This window comes from Pantanalinema rosaneae CENA516, assembly GCF_050753385.1.
GTDB lineage: Bacteria > Cyanobacteriota > Cyanobacteriia > Leptolyngbyales > Leptolyngbyaceae > Pantanalinema > Pantanalinema rosaneae.
The window spans coordinates 1-20,058 of sequence record NZ_JBLZFZ010000002.1 but is presented as its reverse complement, the minus strand read 5'-3'; the positions used below and the strand labels follow the sequence as shown (position 1 = coordinate 20,058).

11 protein-coding genes are annotated in these 20,058 nt (G+C 49.1%); 10 read left to right on the top strand and 1 reads right to left on the bottom strand.

What is annotated here, in order from left to right; genetic code table 11:
* The first annotated feature begins 77 nt into the window (after positions 1–77).
* The 6 genes from ACN4EK_RS01130 to ACN4EK_RS01105 all read left to right on the top strand — a co-directional run bounded on the left by ACN4EK_RS01130 (position 78) and on the right by ACN4EK_RS01105 (position 10,876).
* On the top strand, positions 78–2,150 hold the full coding sequence (locus tag ACN4EK_RS01130) for a cation:proton antiporter domain-containing protein (RefSeq protein WP_431655486.1): 2,073 nt from the start codon (positions 78–80) through the stop codon (positions 2,148–2,150).
* Positions 2,151–2,282: 132 nt separating this feature from the next.
* Positions 2,283–3,518, top strand: a complete 1,236-nt coding sequence (locus ACN4EK_RS01125; RefSeq protein WP_431655485.1) for a PQQ-dependent sugar dehydrogenase — start codon at positions 2,283–2,285, stop codon at positions 3,516–3,518.
* A 23-nt stretch (positions 3,519–3,541) separates the two neighbouring features.
* Positions 3,542–4,975: an MFS transporter gene (locus tag ACN4EK_RS01120; RefSeq protein WP_431655484.1), complete on the top strand. Its 1,434-nt coding sequence runs from the start codon at positions 3,542–3,544 to the stop codon at positions 4,973–4,975.
* Positions 4,976–5,234: 259 nt separating this feature from the next.
* Complete coding sequence (locus tag ACN4EK_RS01115) at positions 5,235–5,582, top strand: hypothetical protein (protein WP_431655482.1); 348 nt, start codon at positions 5,235–5,237, stop codon at positions 5,580–5,582.
* Positions 5,583–5,657: 75 nt separating this feature from the next.
* Positions 5,658–7,745 carry a helix-turn-helix domain-containing protein gene (locus ACN4EK_RS01110; protein WP_431655481.1) on the top strand — a complete coding sequence of 696 codons (2,088 nt, stop codon included), beginning with the start codon at positions 5,658–5,660 and terminating at the stop codon, positions 7,743–7,745.
* 1,385 nt (positions 7,746–9,130) lie between these two features.
* Entirely contained in the window at positions 9,131–10,876 is a 1,746-nt protein-coding gene (locus tag ACN4EK_RS01105) for a bifunctional DNA primase/polymerase (protein ID WP_431655480.1), read from the top strand.
* Positions 10,877–10,884: 8 nt separating this feature from the next.
* Here the strand turns inward: ACN4EK_RS01105 and ACN4EK_RS01100 are convergent, their stop codons facing one another.
* On the bottom strand, positions 10,885–14,169 hold the full coding sequence (locus tag ACN4EK_RS01100; RefSeq protein ID WP_431655479.1) for a cyclic nucleotide-binding domain-containing protein: 3,285 nt from the start codon (positions 14,167–14,169) through the stop codon (positions 10,885–10,887).
* Positions 14,170–14,569: 400 nt separating this feature from the next.
* On the opposite strand from ACN4EK_RS01100, the gene ACN4EK_RS01095 reads away from it, so the two are divergent.
* The 4 genes from ACN4EK_RS01095 to ACN4EK_RS01080 form a co-directional block, all read left to right on the top strand.
* Positions 14,570–16,099: an adenylate/guanylate cyclase domain-containing protein gene (locus ACN4EK_RS01095; protein WP_431655478.1), complete on the top strand. Its 1,530-nt coding sequence runs from the start codon at positions 14,570–14,572 to the stop codon at positions 16,097–16,099.
* Positions 16,100–16,412: 313 nt separating this feature from the next.
* Positions 16,413–17,612 carry a sigma-70 family RNA polymerase sigma factor gene (locus tag ACN4EK_RS01090; RefSeq protein ID WP_431655477.1) on the top strand — a complete coding sequence of 400 codons (1,200 nt, stop codon included), beginning with the start codon at positions 16,413–16,415 and terminating at the stop codon, positions 17,610–17,612.
* Positions 17,613–17,665: 53 nt separating this feature from the next.
* On the top strand, positions 17,666–18,838 hold the full coding sequence (locus ACN4EK_RS01085) for a DUF1822 family protein (RefSeq protein ID WP_431655476.1): 1,173 nt from the start codon (positions 17,666–17,668) through the stop codon (positions 18,836–18,838).
* Between the two features lies 1 nt (position 18,839).
* The coding region (locus tag ACN4EK_RS01080; protein WP_431655475.1) for a CHAT domain-containing protein at positions 18,840–20,058 on the top strand (1,219 nt) is incomplete at its 3' end.

Below are 20,058 nucleotides of genomic sequence, written 5' to 3'. Positions count from 1 at the left end.
TCCACAATAAATGCTAGATTGAGGCATTTTGAGGGCAGCATTGCCGGATGACTAATCCTGTGAACGAGGTTTCGACCATGCAGCAGTTATTCTCTATTCAGGGAGTTCTACCTCCCGCTTTGATCATTAACCCGATCACAGATCCAGTCGCTGTATTTTTAGTCATGATCACCCTGCTCCTGGTGACACCGCTTGTGTTTGAGCGCTTGCGGCTACCGGGCATTGTCGGTCTAATTTTGGCAGGCGTAGTGGTGGGTCCCTATGGGTTAGGCATTTTAGAGCGAGATAATACAATTATTCTACTAGGGACAGTCGGATTATTATTTCTGATGTTTATGGCAGGGTTAGAAACCAGCCTGGATGACTTGAAAGACAATGCGAATAAAGCCTTGTTTTTCGGCATTGCTACCTTTACGGTGCCGATGGTGATGGGCACGATCGCCATGATGACCCTGGGCTACAATCTGCTGGCAGCGACCTTAGTTGCATCCTGTTTCGCATCCCATACCTTATTGGCATTACCGATCGTCAGTAAACAGGGAATTATGCGCTCTCCTGCCGTAACCATTACCCTAGGCGGCACTCTAATTACCAACATTTTGGCATTACTGGTGCTGGCGATCGTGGTCAAGGCACACCAGGGCAATTTAACGCTGGGCTTCTGGTTGTTCTTGATTCCTTCCCTTACCCTCTATACCTTCATTACCCTCTGGGGCGTTCCCAAACTCGGACGATGGTTTTTTCGGCAATTCGGACATGATGAAGGAGCTGAATTCACCTTTGTCATCGCCACATTATTTATCGTTTCCTATGCGGCTAAGTTAATTGAAATTGAACCCATCATCGGGGCTTTTTTGGCAGGAATCAGTATTACCCCGTTGATTCCCCAACTCAGCCCATTGATGAATCGGATTCAGTTTATTGGCAATACCTTGTTTATTCCCTTCTTTCTACTGTCGGTGGGAATGCTGGTAAATCCGGCGGTACTGCTACAAGATCCGCGATCGCTGCTGGTTTCTGGGGTGATGGTGATTGTGGCGATTGTGGCAAAGCTGCTACCTGCCTGGTTAACGGGAAAACGGTTTAAATGGCGACTGCCCAGTATTTTTCTCACCTTTGGTCTATCGGTTGCCCAAGCCGCTTCCACACTGGCGGCAATTACCGTGGCTTACAACATCAAGCTGGTGGATCAGTTAACTGTGAATGGCACGATCGCGATGATTCTTGTCACCTGTTTGATTTCCCCCTGGGTGACAGAGCGGTGGGGACAACGGGTTAAACGCACTGCGATCAGTGAGGCAAGCGATCAAATATCTACGGTTGATGATAGCCAAACCAAAGCCGCCTTACCCTATCGCATTCTTGTCCCAGTCGCTAACCCCAGTACCGAGGATAATTTGCTAAATCTGGCATTAATCCTTGCCAAGACCAGTGAGGGCACGTTATTACCTTTGCATATCATCACCGATCGCAATCAACCGATCACCGCCGAAGCCAAAGCCCGTCAGGAGGAACTACTCACTATTGCGGAAACCGTTGCCCATGCGGCTGTCGCTAATGTGGAACCGATCCGGCGGGTTGATGACACGATCGATAAAGGGATTTTGCGTGTTGCCTATGAACGGGATGCCAACCTGATCATTTGTGGGTGGAAAGGCTATTCCACCTATCGAGAAAACTTTTTTGGCAATGTGATTGATAGCATTGTCCAGGGGTCGGCGGTTCCTGTATTGATTACCCGATTTACCCACCCTATTCAAACCACGCGGCGGGTGTTGCTTGCCGTTTCTAATTTAGAGGCTCGTAATGCCGCGCTCCAGCAAACGATTCGCCTTACCCGCAATCTGGCAACAGAATTGAAAGCGAATCTGGAGGTTGTATTACTGGTCGCCAGTGCCAATCAATCCCAGGAGCAATACCTGACTGAGCTCTTACCGGATGTCACCATTCATCGGTTATCTGGTCGGTTCATTAGCAAGGTGCTACAGATGCTCCAGGCTGATGATCTGCTCATATTAAATACAGCCATTAGTCCGATCACTCCAGGTAGACCGGTCTTAGGGGCGATCGCTGAAGCCATTGCGCGGCAAAATCGCCAAATTTCCATGATTATCATGCATGTTCCAAACACCCGCGATCGGCGTAGTTGAACCAATAGCATAGATTTTTGGGGTAGCCTTCACCCCTGCGACAGAAATATTCTCCGGCGGTAATCGTTAGGATGAATCAGTAGTTCGCGATTGACAGGCTACGAGCAATGTGTAGCCGCCAGTGAGGTGATAATGAAATTAACCCCAATTCTTGCTAGTGGACTCATTAGTAGCCTGGTGGGATTAGCCGCCTGTAACTCCCTACCCCAGGAACAGGCAACTTCAACGCCCACCTCTGCGGCGGTGGAATCACCTGAGTCTACACAGGAAGAGACGGTTGCCGCTTCAGCTACATCGCCAAGCTGCGTTCTGGTAGAAAGTGGATTTGGGGCAACAGGTCAGGTTGATATTCGAGCAGAAACCGTTGTTAGTGGGTTAGAAGTGCCCTGGGGAATTGCTTTTTTACCCAACGGTGACATGCTGGTGACGGAACGTGCCGGACGGGTACGCCTGGTGCAAAATAGTCAACTTCGTCCCCAACCGATCGCTACAGTAAATGTCAGCGATCGCGGCGAAGGTGGTCTATTGGGAATTGCGGCACATCCCGACATTGCCAATAACCGCCAGTTTTATCTCTATTTCACGGCGGATCAAAATGGGACTCCGGTGAATCGGGTGGAACGATGGCAATTGTCGGCAGATGGACTGAGTGCCAGTCGCGATCGAGTAATTATTGACAATATTCCAGTTGCCCAATTTCACAACGGGGGACGGATTCGGTTTGGGCCGGACGGGATGCTGTATGTGGGAACGGGGGATGCCCGCAATCCTGACAGTTCCCAGGATGTCAAAAGTCTGGCAGGCAAGATTCTCCGCGTAACCCCCGAGGGGCAAGTGCCACCGGATAATCCCTTTCCGGGGAATCCGGTTTACATCACCGGGATTCGCAATACCCAGGGGTTTGATTGGATTAATGCCACGACCCTGCGAGTCAGCGACCACGGTCCAAGTGGTGAACTGGGGCGATCGGGGCATGATAAGGTCAGTCTGGCAACGGCTGGGGATAATCTGGGCTGGCCAACCACCTATCGTTGCGAGTCTCAGACCGGATTGGTCACGCCATCGATCGTCTGGCGACAAGCCTTACCTCCGGGAGGAGCCACAATCTATACGGGCAAAGCCATTCCTGAATGGCAAGGTAGCTTAATTATTGCCGCCCTCCGCGCCGAGCAGTTACAACGGGTCAGCTTCAATCCCCAGTCACCGCAGCAGGTTGAAAGCCATGAAGTTTACCTGCAAGGTCAGTATGGACGACTGCGAGAAGCGATTATGGGACCGGATGGCGAACTCTATGTCACCACGAGTAACTGTGATGGTCGCGGCAGTTGTCCCTCTGACCAGGATAAGATCTTGCGGATCACACGCTGAGTTTCTCTCGATCGCACCGAACTATGACCGTCACTACCACTCCCGAAGCCGCCTCCTTTGAACAGCAACTTGATCACTCCAAAGTAACTCGCATGATGTGGCTGTTATGGGCACTATCGGCGGGATTGATTGCCCTGGATGGCTTCGATTTTTTCATTATTGGGGTCGCACTACCGTTTTTACAACGGGATTTTAGTTTGAGTGCGATCGAGATTGGTGCTGTTGCCGTCGCGGCGATCGCAGGGTCTTTGATTGGTTCACTCACCTTAGGTCCTATTACTGACAAGATCGGGCGACAACTCATGTTAATCATTGATGTTGCCATCTTTATCATTGCCACCGCCGGAACTGCCTTTGCCTGGAATGCGGTGTCCTTGATTGCCTTTCGCTTTCTAGTCGGTGTGGGGATTGGGGCAGACTATCCCCTGAGTGTGGCGTATATTACAGAAAATGTCCCTTCCCGATCGCGGGGACGAATGGTGATTGGTGCTTTTACCTTTCAAGCTGTTGGCGCATTACTCGGGGCAGTAACGGGATTAGTAGTGATTCATTTGTTTCAAGTGCTTTATCCTGACAATACTCAAATGCTCATCCAATATGCCTGGCGATGGATGTTGGGCGTGGGTTTAGGATTAGCGATTGCAGTAGCCATCCTCCGGTTTAGCTTTCTACTGGAAAGTCCCCGTTATTACATTGCGAGAGGTGAGTATGAGCAGGCTTCAGAAGCAGCGACGTTATTACTAGAAACCCCGATCACGATTACAGCAACCAGCGATCCACCCGAACGGGAACCAAATTTGACCTATAGTGCATTATTTTCGCCCCATTATCGCAAACATACTTTATTTGCCTCCTTACCCTGGTTTTTGCAGGATATTGCTACCTATGGCATTGGGATTTTTACGCCGGTAATTCTAGGAGCTTTAGCCTTTGCTGGAGAGGATAGCTTTGTTGCCAGAGAACTAGCCTCGGCTCAGGGTGCCGCGATCGTAGATATATTTTTGATTGTGGGGTTTTTGATTGCCGTCTGGTTGATTGATCAGGTTGGACGAGTGCGGTTACAAGTGATTGGCTTTCTGGGAATGGCAGTTGGGTTAGCAATTTTGGCGATCGCCAATTTCATTCCGGATACCAGTCCAGCTAATTTAATTGTCGTGTTTATTGGCTTTTTCGTTTTCAACTTGATGATGAATGCTGGCCCAAACTCGACCACATTTCTGCTATCGGGAGAAGTTTTCCCAACGTCGATCCGAGCCAGTGGAGCCGGACTTGCTGCCGCCATTGCCAAAGCTGGAGCCGTTTTGGGAACCTTTGCATTGCCAATTCTGCAAAAGTCCCTAGGAACACCTATCCTGATGCTGATCCTCTCCCTTGTCTGCATTTTGGCGGCTGTTCTGACCTACCTGTTGCGGATTGAAACGATGGGACGATCGCTGGAAGAAGTCAGCTTTGATTGAATGATCCGGAAATCAAACGCCCCGGATCGTCCGGATCTAAAATCTTCTGCATGGTAAAGATTTTAAGCATACAGAAAAATTGGTTAGGCATGGGAATCACAGCAATTTTCGCCCCCTTGGCTCCCCAAAATTGGGGAGAACAGGAGTCAAAGTTCCCCAGAAATTAACGCCTTTACAGATCAAAGCCTATGAATGGTGTAATACTCTGGTGATATGGTATTATTCTGTATGGTAAATGTTTTTATCATACAGAAATTCGATGTCAGGCTCCCTCCTCAGCAGTGAACGGGAACGCTTAGTGCAGTTAATTCAGCAACTTGATCAGGCTGGTGAAGTGGCTCCACCGTACTGTTGGTTAACCGAAACCAGTTCTAAAAAGGGGACAAAGACCTACACCTATGTCATTTTGGTGACTCAACCCCCCGATCGCAAACCGAAAAGTCAGTCACTCGGTAGACCGGGGAGTGCCCGTCATCGCCACTGGCAGCAAGCGATTGCCCGTCGTGCCGCGATCGTTGAGTTAGAGCAACAGTTAGCTATGCTGGAAGCATTAATTGAGCGGCAATTAAGAACCTGGCAGGATTTTAGTCATTTGCTGGTAAGTTGAGCAGAAATTGCCGCCTGTCGCGTGATCTGCATATAGTATGGGGTACATTGCCCTCCTGTTCGGTCTGACTTACTTATGTCTAAACAGCGATCTCAGCCCAAAAATTTGCCTGATCAGTTGGTTCCGGTGGACGCTGAGGTGTTGGAACAGGTAGCGACGGATGCTCCAGCCGAAGTGATTTATGCTTCTGCCTGGGACGTGGAGGTGGCAAGTGTGGAACTGGCTCCAGAATCTGTAGAATCTGTGACTAAAGGGACTCCGCGTGCCGCGATCGCTAGAGAAGTGTTGACCTCAGAGTATCTGGTAACGTTAATTGATAAACTTCGTGATCAGTCGGCTTTACCGGAATTAGTCACAGCTCAGTTATTTCAACATTTGATTGAAACCTATCAACAAAAAGTTGAATTGGTGGTTCAGGAACAGGGCATTGATGCGATCGACACCAGTTTGCCGCACTTTAAAGTAGTGACCAATCGAAAGCAGGGAACCAAGCGGCTGGAGCTAGTGTTTGATAACGATCGTATTCGCGACTATTTGAAAAACTCCTTGTCTGAGTTCTTCACGCATACAGGGATCTGGAAGGAATTTGCCAAAGCGGTTGGAGCTAATTTGGTTGTATGGGCACTGGCGGATCTGGAGGCAACCACTTCTGCTCAGGCAACTTTACCAGAAGCGAAACTGAGTCAAGCAATTCGCAAACGATTACAAGCAATTAACTCCTCATTTTTGATTGAACGCAGTGAAGTTTTGGGGCAAATTCACTGTCAGGATATCGCCAAAAAAATCATTGAAGGCTTTAACCTATCCAACTGTTCGCTGCAAGATATGGAGAAGTTGCTGGGCTTAAAACAGCGTCCTCCCTCCAGCACCGAAACCAGTCTAGAACTCGATCCGATCGCCGTTTTACCAACTTCTATTCCGATCGCAAGTAGTATTCGGGCACAGTTACGCCCTGATCTCTGGCAGCAGAATAACGATCAAACAGCCGTTTTTCACTACCGCAGTAAAGCCAATCCCCATAACTATATTGAACATTACATTACCAATCCGGGTGATATTGAAATGTTGCCCTGGGAAGCCGCCGAACAAATTATTAATAAGTTTGGCTTTGATACGGTCAAGCTGCAACTGATCTTTGCGGCTCGCACGATGGAAGAGGATGAACCCTGGAAAAGTGCCTTTACCTTAAAAGCTACCGATATTATTCAGTTATTAGGTTGGGATAAAAATCACAATACCAGTCTGTCAGAGAAGCGGAATGCCGTAGCGAGTACAGCCTATGCCCTATCGTGCTTACTCGTAAAGTCGGTTTGGATTGAAGGGCGGGGTCGTCGGAAAGTCGATGCCAGTACCCCGATCGGGCGGATGTGGGATGTCTTGATTGATTTGCATGGTCAATTTGATTGGGTTACAGGCAAGATTGATCGTCCGGAGGAAGTTTACATTACTGTTAGCCCTGGATTGTGGACAAAACACTTTCTGAATCGGGCGGGTAGTCGGGCGAAGGAGGCGCTGCATCAGTTTGGCTATCTGGCACGCGATATTCTCAAAATTGATCCCTATCACAATGAACTGGCATTACGGTTAGCGATTCAATTAACCCTGGATGCCCGGATTCGGGTACGGAATCAACATCCCTATGATTACCGAGTTGGTAGCTTGCTGGAAGAGGTATTAGCCAAAACCGAGATTGATAAGGCACTTCAGGACAAGCATAAAGCGCGGGATTTGAAAAATCGGTGGAATAATGCCTTGAACTTACTGATGAGTTTGGGTTGGCAAATTGAGTTTGATCCAGACACTTATCCTGATTGGTTACGACCTGGCACAAATACCCGAAAACCCGACGATTGGCGGAAGATCCGAGTGATCGATCGCCTGTTGCAGGCAAAACTGACTATCAAGCCACCTCATCCCATTCCTGCTTTGCTCTCGAAGATTAAGGAACCGAAGAAACCGAAACCCCTGGAAGCAGCCCCCAGTAGTGAATTGACTGGAGAACAGGTGCGGCAGGCTCGGGATCAGCAGGGTTGGAGTCGTAAAGAGCTAGGGGGATTTCTCAATTTAAGTGCGGACTACATTGGTAAGCTGGAACGTGGCGATCGGGTGATTACCCCGGAGCTAGAGATCAAACTCCGCAAGCTCCTGCACTTGTCGGTATAGCCTGATTCATGGGCTCAGCTTCTGGACGGTGCTGGGGTATGTTGAGCGTGGGTAGCTTCACCATCCTGACCATTTTGTCTGTCTTTTTCTGGGGATTAATTTTAGAAAAGCGTCTATTCATCGGCATTTCCAGCCTCGATCGATGAGACAAGCGCCTCCGTATCTCATCACCTATCCCCTGAGACAGGGTGCTGGTAGCGGAGAAAGTCAGGATGGGACAACGATCGAGACAAGTAAATCCGTATGTCATCACTCACGTAACGTTAGTCTGTATCAGCAGCCCAGCCAGTATAGTGCAGGATTCCAGTTTTGACACAAGGCGGCGGGAATTTTTGCAATCTCTGGGGGTTAAGACAACGGACTCCGGATCTCATCACTAAAATTCGTCTGTTTGCACCTCGTAATTAAATCGAGATAAAAGTCAGATTTTGTCTGAGACAACAATCTCCGTATGTTATCACTACTAGAATGGCTGAGCTGAATTGAGCAGAGGAACTGAAGCGATCGCTAGAAGCAATAGCTACCAAACAATTGCAGCTTTATAGGTTTCTGAATACAGCGATTTGGGTGAGATGGGACGATCGCGGATACTTGTCTCATTTCAGTGTATCTGTCACCTGAAAGCCTGATTCTAAGGGCTTAAACGGTGAGACAAATTCATCCGAATCCTATCACCAGTCGTATGTGGTGATATCGTGGTTATACGCTGGATTTCCTAAATTGTTAGTTGAGACAAGTTTCTCCGTGTCTCCTCACCAGCGATCGGACTTGTCCAGATTCAGTTTGGAATCTGTCAGTGAGACAAACTTCTCCCGATCGGCTCACTGCTTATTGGGTCAGATTTTGGCATGGTGGGAGATAGGGAAAGACTAGGAGCGGATTCAACCAAGTCGTGATTTGGCGATTCAATCGAGATTTTGCTCAGCCTTATATGAGACAAGTATCTCCGTATCCTATCACTTCACGGTTAGCGAAAGATCTAGAACTTGTCTGGTATGCATGTATTCATGATCCTGGCTAGGTCGAGCTTCTGGTGTTGTCTTAATCTCAAGCTTTGCAGATCGATCGCTTGTCTCAGCTAGAGCAATTGCTTTTGTCTCAACTGAAATTCTTGGCAAAATTGGCTGAGAATGCCTGTTGGCTAAATATTCTAGCGTGAGACAATTTACTCCGTATTGGCTCACAGTGTCTCCGTATCATCTCACGATCTGTTCCGTATGCCCTCACTACCATGATCTGAAACTCCGATGGCATCGGAATTCTAGCGATTTGAGACAACCTAATCAGTCTGATCAGACTGATCCTGAAGCCAGAACGATCACGCGACATCTGGCAAGATCAGCGTGTTTTTATATCCAGGATTTAAAAGCCCTGCATCATTGGCTATGGTTGCTGGCAAGTTTCAGTATGTTGAAGAGGGGAATGATGCCTTCCTAGCGCTGTTTCCCCATCGGTTTGATTATATTTGGGCGACCCATCCCTTAGTGGGTGAGAAGGTAGAATGGCAGACCGAGCGCCGCCATCCCCTCAGCGATCGTGCGATTCAGCAGGGAGCCTATCTCTATGGAGTTCGTTTTGGCGCGGAAACTGCCTACTGCTTGTTTGATATTGACCTGCACAGTGTTTATCACCCTCACCATGACCCCTTAGCTATCTCCCGGCTGGTTGCCGCTTTAGAGCCGCTGGGGTTAGTGAGTTATGTAGTCTGTACCTCTAGCTCCAGTGGAGGCTTACATCTGTATTTTCCCTTGCCTCAAGCTCAAAGTTCCTGGAAACTGGCGATCGCGGTAGCCGCGTTATTAGAGAATGCTGGCTTTGATTTAAGACCAGGACAACTGGAAATTTTTCCTAACCCTAAACCCTATCGCGTAGACGGGACACCAAGTTTGTTTAATGCCCATCGGTTGCCGTTACAAATGGGCTCTTATCTGCTTGATCAGGTATTCCAACCAATTTGGTCAACGCCAGCCAGTTTTGTCCAGGCATGGCAGTTTGCCCAAACCCGGAATTGTATTGATCGGATCACGCTTAAGCAGGTGATTAAGCAAGCGAAACGCAAGTGTTATCAGATCTCTGGCAAAGCCGATAAATTTATCAATGATTTGAATGCTGAGATTGAATTGGGGTGGACGGATTTTGGGCAGACGAATCGCTTGCTTGGTCGTATCACCATGCGAGAGTATATTTTCCACCATGTTCTGTTTGGGGGTGAACCCTTAGTTGGTAAAGCTTTAGTTGATGTGGTGGTGGAAGTTGCAACTTCATTACCAGGGTATCGCGATTATTGTCGTCATCAGCATGAGATTGACCATCGAGTTACTGAATGGGTACGGTGTATTGAAAATAGCCGTTACTTTCATTACGGTGATCCCAGTGGCAAGTTCAAATCTAATCTGAAAGCAGTTGATTTGGAATTGGCGGTGCAGCAATCGCCAACCTGGAATCAAGAACAATCTATGGGGGCGAGAGAACGGATTCGTCGCGCGATCGCAGATTTGCTGGAACAGGGTAACTTACCGATCGGGGCAACGGCTCGCTTCCATGCGCTCACAGCCTTTGGGATTGGTGGGGGAACACTCTATCGCCACCGCGATTTATGGCATCCAGATCATCTGTTAGATCCCCCAGTCGCTGACCAGCCCTCCCCTGCCAAAACCGCCAGTTCCTCATCCCCTGTGGAAAACCCCCCGCACCCCCCAACTTCATTGATGGATAGTCCGGTCAATTGCGATCAGGTCGCATTGACCGGAGCTAACCCTACAAGCTTATTCCCTGGTGATGGCGGTAATCGTGCTTCCAGTCTGCTTCCTGGCGATCCGATCTCTCCCAGACAACCTTCAGGCCGTAATCTGGAGGGCGATCGCCTGGGGACTGAAATTTCTCCAGCGACGATGCAGGGCATTCAATTTGTTCGCCAGGTCTTAGAGGAGATTAAACAGCGACAAACGACGCATCAAACCGCAACACCGTTGACGGATCACCAACAACAGATCAAGCAACAGCGATCGCAGGCTAAACGACTGGCACAGATGCAGGAATTTCTGGCTTCCGGTGATCCGATTTTGATGGCAGAAGCCCTTGCCTGGGCAAAACTGAATCCGGGTCTGCTGGATCTAAGGCATCAGGCATAAACGCTGGCTTATGCTTTGGCTCCGGTCTTGATTTTGCTCGTCATCGTTTGCAAGCGCATACTCAATACCACTAACAGATTTCTGGCCAGTTCCGGATCCTGGCGTAACACCGCATCAAATTTATCAGCCTGGATGATCAGAGCGCGACAGTAATCAGAGGTCGAGACGACTGAAGCCGATCGTTTCTGGCGGGTTAGCACTCCCATTTCCCCGATCGTTTCCCCACCGTTTACCGTCCCCACGATCTGTTCTGCCTGCCCTCGGACAATTACGACATCGGCAGTCCCATCAATCAACAGCAGAATCGAATCGGAGGGATCACCTGCCTGACACAGCCGTTCGCCACGGGTATAGACCTGCACTGAGGCACTGCGGCCTAATTCAATCAACGCTTCTGGCTTCAACGATCGAAAGAAGCGGCTTTCAAATAAGAGCAGCACTTTGTCGAGGGTGCCGATGATCGCCGTAGGAACTTTGGTGCGGAGTGGTTGTTTCTCCCAGGAGACGCGGATGCTGGTGGCTTTGATGTCCCCCAGGCGAATCACTTGCCCTGGCTGAAGCCGATCGCGATCGCTCTGGAGGTGTTTGTTGCCGACATAGAGACCACCATTCACACCCAAATCCAACACACTAAAGCCGTCGCCATCCAGGTAAAACACCGCATGATGAGGGGCTACCTTTGGATCGGTGAGTACCAAATCATTGACAGAACTGCGACCCACCCGCACCACCGATTGCTGAAAGGTTTGAATTTCTACCTTGCCCTGACAGGTGATATGAGCAATCAACGTCTGGACTTCTTGCAAAGTCTGTTCCTGATGGCGATCGAGCAGAGTTTGTGCCGTTTCGCGCACCAGCCAATGTCCCTGTTGCAGGGTGAGGAGGTGTTGGGCTTGCTGATCAGCTTGCTCAGGCTGAAGCAGATTTAGCCCGTATAATGCCAGGGTTTGAATCAGGGGATCTAGCTCCTGTAATAACTCCTCCAGGACTTGCAGGAGGGATTGCTGGGAGGGGAGGGCAGAGATGCCGGGAATGCCGCCGTCTGGGATGGAAATGCTCGTTAAGGCGATCGCGGGTTGATTGAATGTATCGAGTTTGGGTGCCCAGTAATGGGTATCTACGGGAGCACTCTCCAGGACGGTCAATACCTCTGGTTTCAGGCGATTTTTCCAGGTTAAGGAGCCATCTGGAGTTTGGAGGATGTCTGGTAACACATCCCCAGCGACCCGCCGAATCGTGGTGGCTAGCTCGATCGCTTCGGGAATATAGCCCAAAACCTCTAACAGACCGAGCATTTGTTTCGTAATAATCTGTTGTTTGTGCTGTACTGCCGTTTGCCGCAAGAGCTTAAAAACGGCGGTTTGCTCATCCAGGGGATGATGGCTCAAAATCTGTTGCCGCAGCGCCAGTTCTTGTAATTGTTCTAATAACACTTCAGCTTTACGGAGAATGGTACTTTTCTCGCCTTCCAGAATCTGGCTAAGTACCTGCTCCTCCTCTTCACTGGTCATGCCATATTCCAGCTTCAACACCTGAAGTTGTTTTTTCTGCCGTTGCATCGCCTCCTGAAGCGACATGCCACTATCGACTAAATCCAGTAACATGGTTGCCAGGGCTTGCCGATAGCTTTCGATGCGGAGTTGACTTTCCCGAGTCCGGCGTTTTTTCGGATCAAGTAATTCGGGTTCAGCGGCACCTAATTCCGTCAGCACACTAAAGTGATCTTCATCCTTAATGCCTAATTCCTGGCGAATTTGCCGGAGGGCTTCCAGGCTAGAAGCGGAATCTGTATTGCCCTGTTCTAACGCTTCTCGCAATACGCCTTTATAAAGCTGTAGCCCCTGTTCCTGGTTAAATCCGGGCAGCACTTTCGCTAAGACATACACTTCCTCTGCCTTCAGATCATCCATCGATCGCCCTTCTAAAAAGCGAGAGAAATCGATCGTTAACTTACTTAATTGTCGGCGTAGACTTCCGGCTAAACTTTCGCGGGAATACAACTCGGCACTGCGATCGAGGGTACGCGATAACCAGAGGGTACTCACAAGAACCATCAACCCATTAAACAGTAAATGGATCGGTAAGGGAAACGGAGTCAGTAGCGATCGACTGCCAAAAAAGAAGAACAAATTAAACGATGAGAAGGTAGACAGAGAAAAAACAAAATGGGAGACCTGTTGAGGGGAGATTTTTTGTTGTTGGCGCTTTAAATGATTGCGATAGGCTGTTTCTACGCCCATCAACAGGAAGTAACTGATGGCGATCGCGACACCGAGAGTCAGGGGAACCGCCAGAAATTTGGGAATGGGAATGGCTTGATTGGCAAGATAAAAGCCCGGAGTCCATAGGTGGCTGGATTGGTGTGCCTCCCGTAACCAGGCTCCAGAAAATAGGAAATCAAAACTCCCGGCATATAACCAGGAATAGAGAAAAAACCCCAGCAATAATCCGACATATCCATATTGAACAAATTTTCGACCGGGACGAGTAAAGGTTTCCCAGTAATTGCGTTCGGCATCAATGTCGATGCAGGGAGATTGACAACCGACACAGGCACTTTTTTCATTACCATCTTTATCCACAATCCGACACATGGATTGCGTCACGGTTTGTTTTTGCCCCTGATGGGCTTCGCTACCGAGTAAGCCTCTGGGCCCGTTAAATACCATTTGTACCGGCGCCATCGGACAGAAATATTGACACCAACTCTTGCCTTCGTACAAATAGCCAACCGTAATTGCTGCCAAAATCGTCAAAATTAAAAATATGCCTAATGCCACACTGTCGGCATTGACAAATAGCAACCGAATCACTAATCCGATCGTCAGTAAACCAAACTGCACATACAAATGATGGCGACCGAGCCAGGAGTCTTTGCGAATTTTGACTAATTCATATCGGGTGGCGGCGGCTGGCGACTTTTGACTCTTACGCTTACGTTGAATCCCCAGCGATCGCGGAATTTGGGACAGAAATGAAAGTGGACAAATTCGCCGCCAGGTTTCATGCCCAAATACCAACAAAATGAAGATGGAACTGGGCACAATGAGAGTCCAAAATGCAGCAAGGGCGATCGAGGGTGATTGTTGAGCTAAACAGTTGCCTTGAACCGGAATACACTGATTCGGATCAATCGGAATCAGCAATAGCGTCGGTAGCGCCAGCCCCAACTGGGTGGCAAGAGGATGCCAAAACAACGACGCAATCATGCCGAGCCAACCGATCGTCAGCAACCACCGAATCAAATGCATTTGCCGTTCGGGAACTGGCGGTAGTTTGCTCACTCCTAACATGCTGATCTCCTCAATTGGTTTTGATCGCCGCAATGACTGCAACAGATGTTGAAGAATTGAATATTTGCTGGCATCGCTGACGATCGGGGGCAATAAACCTACCCTTTCAAGTCGGGTTCACGGCAACCGGAATTCTTTACAATTCTTCATTCTTTGTAAGAACGTAGGGAGAACGGTCTGCGATCGTTCCGGGGGGTCGATTAAGGAGGGAGTAAGAACTAGAGGGGCGGGGGAAATCGTGATCCTGTTAACATCCCCGCCATCCATTCCGGATCTTCTATCAAGGGTTCGTAAAGAGAAGCAGGAGTTTTTGCAAAACTTTCCTGAAGGAACGTGAATTTGATTGAAAAAAGTACCGTTCGGTGCCTGCCATAGTCTTTACTCAGACGGGAGAGAATTGATGAATCTGACGGATTCACGGTCTGACAAGCCTTCTACCCCTGCGTTGCTTACCAAGCTTCAGCGCCTAATCATCCAATTGCTGAATCGCCAAACCATTTTATTGCTGGCAATTTTATTTGTGGCAGGTCTGGCAGGGGCAATGTTGAACATGTCGCGGCTCTCGTCTAACCTGATCCACTCGCAGGCGGTGCAAAGTTCGGCGTTATACGCTCAGGCAATTAAGGAAGCTCGGACTCTTTACAGCAGTAGAGCCGTCAGTCGGGCGAAGGAGGTGCATGGGATTACCGTCACTCCCGACTATGCCTCAATTCCTGGCGGTATTCCGTTACCGGCGACCTATTTAATTGAATTAAGCAAGTCGATTAGCCAACAAAATCCGGGCATGTCGGTGCGGCTTTATAGCGACTATCCGTTTCGCTGGCGGCAGGAGGAGGGGGGGCCAAAGGACGATTTTGAATGGGCAGCCCTAAAATATTTGCGACAGCACCCGCAGGACACCTATGTGCGAGTTGAGAATTTTCAGGGACGACCTGCCCTGCGCTATGCCGAAGCCGATCGCATGCAACCTAGTTGTGTCACTTGCCACAATACACATCCCGAAAGCCCCAAACGTGATTGGCAGGTAGGTGATGTGCGGGGAGTGCTGGAAATTAGCCGTCCGCTCGACAGTTTTACCGAACAAACGCAATCCGGCTTGCGGGAAACGTTTATCATGCTATCTGGTTTGTTGTTACTTGCCTTAATGGGCATTGCCTTAGTCATCAGTCGATTGCGGCAAACCTCTAAAGAGCTAGAACTACGAGTCATTGAACGAACGGCTCAGTTACGCCAATCTAACCAACAATTAGTGGAAGAACAGGAAAAGTCGGATCAGCTTTTACTGAATATTCTGCCAGAGTCGATCGCCAACCAGCTCAAACAAGGTCAAAGCAGTTTTGCTCAAGGGTTTGCGGAAGCAACCGTCCTGTTTGCCGATCTGGTCAATTTCACTAAGCTATCGGAGCGAATGCCACCGACCCAATTAGTCTCATTGCTCAACGAAATCTTTTCGCAGTTCGATCGGCTGACCGAAACCCACGGGCTAGAAAAAATTAAAACGATTGGTGATGCCTATATGGTCGTTGGTGGCTTACCTCTGCCCAGAGCCGATCACGCTGAAGCGATCGCCAATATGGCAATGGATATGCAAGCGGAGATTCTGCGATTTAATCTGCGTCGAGGCCATGATTGTGACATTCGGATTGGCATTAATACTGGGCCTGTGGTTGCCGGAGTGATTGGAACGAAGAAGTTTATTTACGATCTCTGGGGAGATACGGTCAATGTTGCCAGTCGCATGGAATCCCACGGCATTGCGGGGGAAATTCAGGTGTCAGCCTCCACCTATGAATTGCTGAAACACCGTTATAACTTTCAGCCACGCGGTTCCATTCATATTAAAGGAAAAGGCGAAATGGAGGTTTACCTGTTGACTGGGCGAAAACTCCAAAGCCATTCTCCTCTTGTTGGTCATGGTATGCCATTATAAAACTGTACCCCGTTCTGACAGCCTCACTAAGCATTACAGATTTATTCAGGTGTAATTTTGCGTAGGGGTGTGGCATACTCTCCGGGAAGCAAGCTACGGCAGAAATTTCTGGGACAATGGCAAGGACTTTTTACCGAATGGCACGCCCGTACAGAGAGATGCGGAGTGATTTAATTCCCATTCCTAAGTATCTTGATGTTCTCAGAGAATTCAATACAAAAGTTCACGCATTATCCGGCTGGATCTGTTATATCCGTAGCGTTTCAGCCGAAAATCCTGTAGGCTAAAACTCTGCCTGCCTGCTCACTGACTCATGAATGCTCGACAAAGTGTTACCGAAATCTTTTCTACATTCATCCAGTTTGTCGATGACTGTTTTAGCTGTTGGCTCCCAGATCCACGCTTGCGGCGGAGTATACAGCGTTGTCTAGCAGAGGCGACAGAAACCAACCCTTCAGGATTAGCGGAAGCATTCTGGTCACTCTATTGGTATCGGCTCTGGCAGGACAACCCCACAGGGGTAGCCACCGGGCATTTAGCCGCTTATTTACAGGAAGCCTGTTACTGGGTCGCCCAAAAAGTTACCCGGCAACTTACCTATTCTCAGTACAAGTTATCGGACTGTTTTCAAATTGCGATCGCCACCGTCCCCAATCTACTCAAAAGCTATCGTGCCGATCAGGGAGCCAGCCTCAAGACCTTTGCCAATCTCTATTTCGGTAACATTCTACGCGATACTCTACGCCAACAACGGGAAGCCAATAGCCGCACCGACTGGGGCTTACTGCGTAAAATTAGCCAAAAACTCTTGATCGAAGCGCTCCAGGCAGGGGGGCGATCGAACGACACGATTGCCGCTTATTGCTTGGCATGGAGTTGCTTCAAAACCTACTGTGCCCCGACGCAATCCCCAACTACTCGGCAACTGCAAAAACCCGAACCGAAAACCTGGGACGCGATCGCGCAACTGTATAACCAGCAACTTCCTCCGACTGCTCCCTTAAGCAATCCAGACCATCTGGAAAAATGGTTACAGGATTGTGCCAAGCAAGTCCGCAATTATTTGCATCCAGCGATGACTTCGCTCAATCTTGGGCGATCGGAGTCCGATACCGGAGAACTACAAGACGACCTGCCTGATCCCGCCGGAACGTCGCTATTAACTGACCTGATGATCCAGGAAGAGTGGCAAACTCGACAGACGCAGCAACAGCAGATCAACGAGGTACTAACCACAGCGCTAGAGCAATTAAATCCGGCGATGCGGCAAATTGTCGAGCAATATTATCGAGAGGGCTTAACTCAACAGGAAATTGCCACTCAGCTTGACGTAAAGCAATATACCGTCTCCCGTCGATTAAGCAGTGCGAAGGAGACACTATTGCTCAGACTGGCACAATGGAGCCAGGAGCATCTGCATATTACTTTAACCTCACCCGCAGTAAACGCTATGAGTATAGTGTTGGAGGAGTGGTTGCAGGAAAAATTGGCACAGGGCAATGAAGCTCGCTAACTTCACCCGGCTCAATTCTGCTCTGCTCAAACTCCCCAGGAGGTGTTCCCTAGATGCTGACATTTGATCCTTCAACCGTCTGGTTAGAAATTCCGCAAGCCATTCAAACTGAATTTTGGCAACAGATTCAAACGATCGCCAGGGGTGGCGATCGCTGGCAAGTCTATCAGAATCATGTTTGCTTACACACAATTTTGCCGTGGTTGCAGGAGAAAGCGGGTGAGAGCGCGGTTGAGGTTGACTCAATTTACAACCCGCACTTCTGGCAACTGGTGCATGGGAGTGCCGTCACCCTGGGGGCTACCCGACTGATCCTGATTCCGGTTGAGGCAATGGACAAACGGGAATTTCGAGTGCCCCAGGAATGGATTGATATTCCCCGGTGGGTGGGTGATTATTACCTGGCAGTCGAAGTGGATGCCGATGAACAGACGGTTCATGTTTGGGGCTATACGACCCATCACCACCTGAAAACTCAGGGGCATTATGATGCCAGCGATCGCACCTACAGCCTGGATGGCAATGATGTGATTCAGGATCTGTCGGTGTTATGGGTGATGTTACAGCTAGCCAGCGAAGTCACCCGAGCCGAGGTCACTGCCTTGCCCAGAATCTCTTTGCCTGCCGCCATACTGATCGAGCAAGTTGGTGATCCCGCGATTCTATCGCCCCGGTTAGCGATTCCCTTTACTGAATGGGGAGCCTTGATCGAGGATGAATGTAATCTGCAACAGTTCTGTGCTCGCCGCCAATTTAAGGGGTCATCAGTGTCACATTCCGTTCCCAGTCGCGTGAATCTGGGGCAATGGCTACAGCATGTGTTTGAGTCCGGATGGCAATCTTTAGAGGAGGTATTCACGGGAGAGCCAGATTTAGCGTTCAGCTTTCGCCAACCGGAAGCCCTGGAAGCATGGCTGCGGCGGGTGAAGCGAGTTCAGTTAGGTAGAGGTTTGCCCACCGTTCTGCTACTGGTGATGCTAAAAACCGAAGCCGATCAACGCCGTAACATTTGGGTGCAAATCATGCCGTGGATCGGCGAGCAATATTTACCTGCCAATTTGCAGTTAACCTTATTGTCAACCACAGGAGAAACGCTGCAATCTGTGCAATCGAGTGAGCAAAGTAATTATATTCAGTTACGCCGATTCAAGTGTCCGTTAGGTAGACAGTTTCGCTTGCAGATTGCGATCGCAAATAGGACATTCTCAGAAGAATTTATTGCCTAACATGAGTCATTTAGTCATTCTGAACTTAGGTCAAGGGGAGTGCGATCGCGGTTGTCCGGCGGTGACAGCCCAACTGTGGCTACAGGATGACATGGTTCCCATGCAGGTGACGGGTAGTTTACCCGCCGCTCCAGAATTAGGCTCCCTATACTACCGTTGGCAACAGTTGTATGAAGCGTTATATGCCCATCGAGGTTGGCGACAGGCTGAATTAACTCAGGATCGTCCTGAGCTTAAGTTGATGAGGGTGGCTCGATCGCAACCAGACAGTGAGTTTGAGATTGAGCAGGATGAAACGTATATTACCGATGTTTCAGAAGCCGCATTTAAGCAGCTTTGTCAGGAACTACAGGAGCAACTGAATACCTGGCTGAATAACGATACTTTTCGGAGTATCGATCGGCATCTGCGAACGCGGTTAAGCCCCTCGGATGAAGTCCGCCTCATTATTACAGCAGAACATCATTTTTTACTCAGGCTCCCCTGGCATCTCTGGCAGTTCTTTGAAGATTATCCTAGAGCCGAACTAGCTCTCAGTTTACCTGAATATACTCGCTCCATTAAAAGCTCCCCAACGATTCCTAAGCCTACGGTGAATATTCTGGCAATTCTGGGTAATCGCCAGGGCATCAATATTACTAGAGATCAGGAATTACTTGAACAATTACCAGATACCACACTAAACCTATTAGTCGAACCTGATTTAGAAGACTTACATCAGCAACTCTGGCAGCCCGGTTGGGATGTTTTATTTTTTGCCGGACATAGTTCCAGTCAAGACACAGGCAAAATTTATGTCAATGCCACCGAAAGTTTAACCATTGCCCAATTACGACTGGCGCTCAAGAAGGCGATCGAGCATGGTTTAAAGTTAGCCATTTTCAATTCCTGTGATGGTTTAGAATTAGCCTGGAGTTTGGCAGATTTACAAATTCCCCAGGTGATTGTGATGCGCGAACCCGTCCCCGATCGCATCGCTCAAGAATTCCTCACACATTTCCTTACCGCTTTTGCCAGTGGACAGTCTCTCTATCTCTCGGTGCGAGAAGCCCGCGAACGCTTACAGGCTTTAGAAACCCAATTCCCCTGTGCGACCTGGCTCCCCGTCATCTGCCAAAATCCCGCCGAACTCCCCCCCCGCTGGCAGGACTGGTGTAGCCCAACATGTCAAGTACCCGACACTCTACCCCCTCCCCTTCCCCTGTCTCTTATACACATCT

What these genes read in the sequence shown, in the direction of transcription:
- ACN4EK_RS01115 (WP_431655482.1), top strand. Translation starts at nt 5,235, where the DNA reads ATGTCAGGCTCCCTCCTCAGCAGTGAACGGGAACGCTTAGTGCAGTTA.
- ACN4EK_RS01130 (WP_431655486.1), top strand. Translation starts at nt 78, where the DNA reads ATGCAGCAGTTATTCTCTATTCAGGGAGTTCTACCTCCCGCTTTGATC.
- ACN4EK_RS01125 (WP_431655485.1), top strand. Translation starts at nt 2,283, where the DNA reads ATGAAATTAACCCCAATTCTTGCTAGTGGACTCATTAGTAGCCTGGTG.
- ACN4EK_RS01120 (WP_431655484.1), top strand. Translation starts at nt 3,542, where the DNA reads ATGACCGTCACTACCACTCCCGAAGCCGCCTCCTTTGAACAGCAACTT.
- ACN4EK_RS01090 (WP_431655477.1), top strand. Translation starts at nt 16,413, where the DNA reads ATGAATGCTCGACAAAGTGTTACCGAAATCTTTTCTACATTCATCCAG.
- ACN4EK_RS01085 (WP_431655476.1), top strand. Translation starts at nt 17,666, where the DNA reads ATGCTGACATTTGATCCTTCAACCGTCTGGTTAGAAATTCCGCAAGCC.
- ACN4EK_RS01100 (WP_431655479.1), bottom strand. Translation starts at nt 14,169, where the DNA reads ATGTTAGGAGTGAGCAAACTACCGCCAGTTCCCGAACGGCAAATGCAT.
- ACN4EK_RS01095 (WP_431655478.1), top strand. Translation starts at nt 14,570, where the DNA reads ATGAATCTGACGGATTCACGGTCTGACAAGCCTTCTACCCCTGCGTTG.
- ACN4EK_RS01105 (WP_431655480.1), top strand. Translation starts at nt 9,131, where the DNA reads ATGGTTGCTGGCAAGTTTCAGTATGTTGAAGAGGGGAATGATGCCTTC.
- ACN4EK_RS01110 (WP_431655481.1), top strand. Translation starts at nt 5,658, where the DNA reads ATGTCTAAACAGCGATCTCAGCCCAAAAATTTGCCTGATCAGTTGGTT.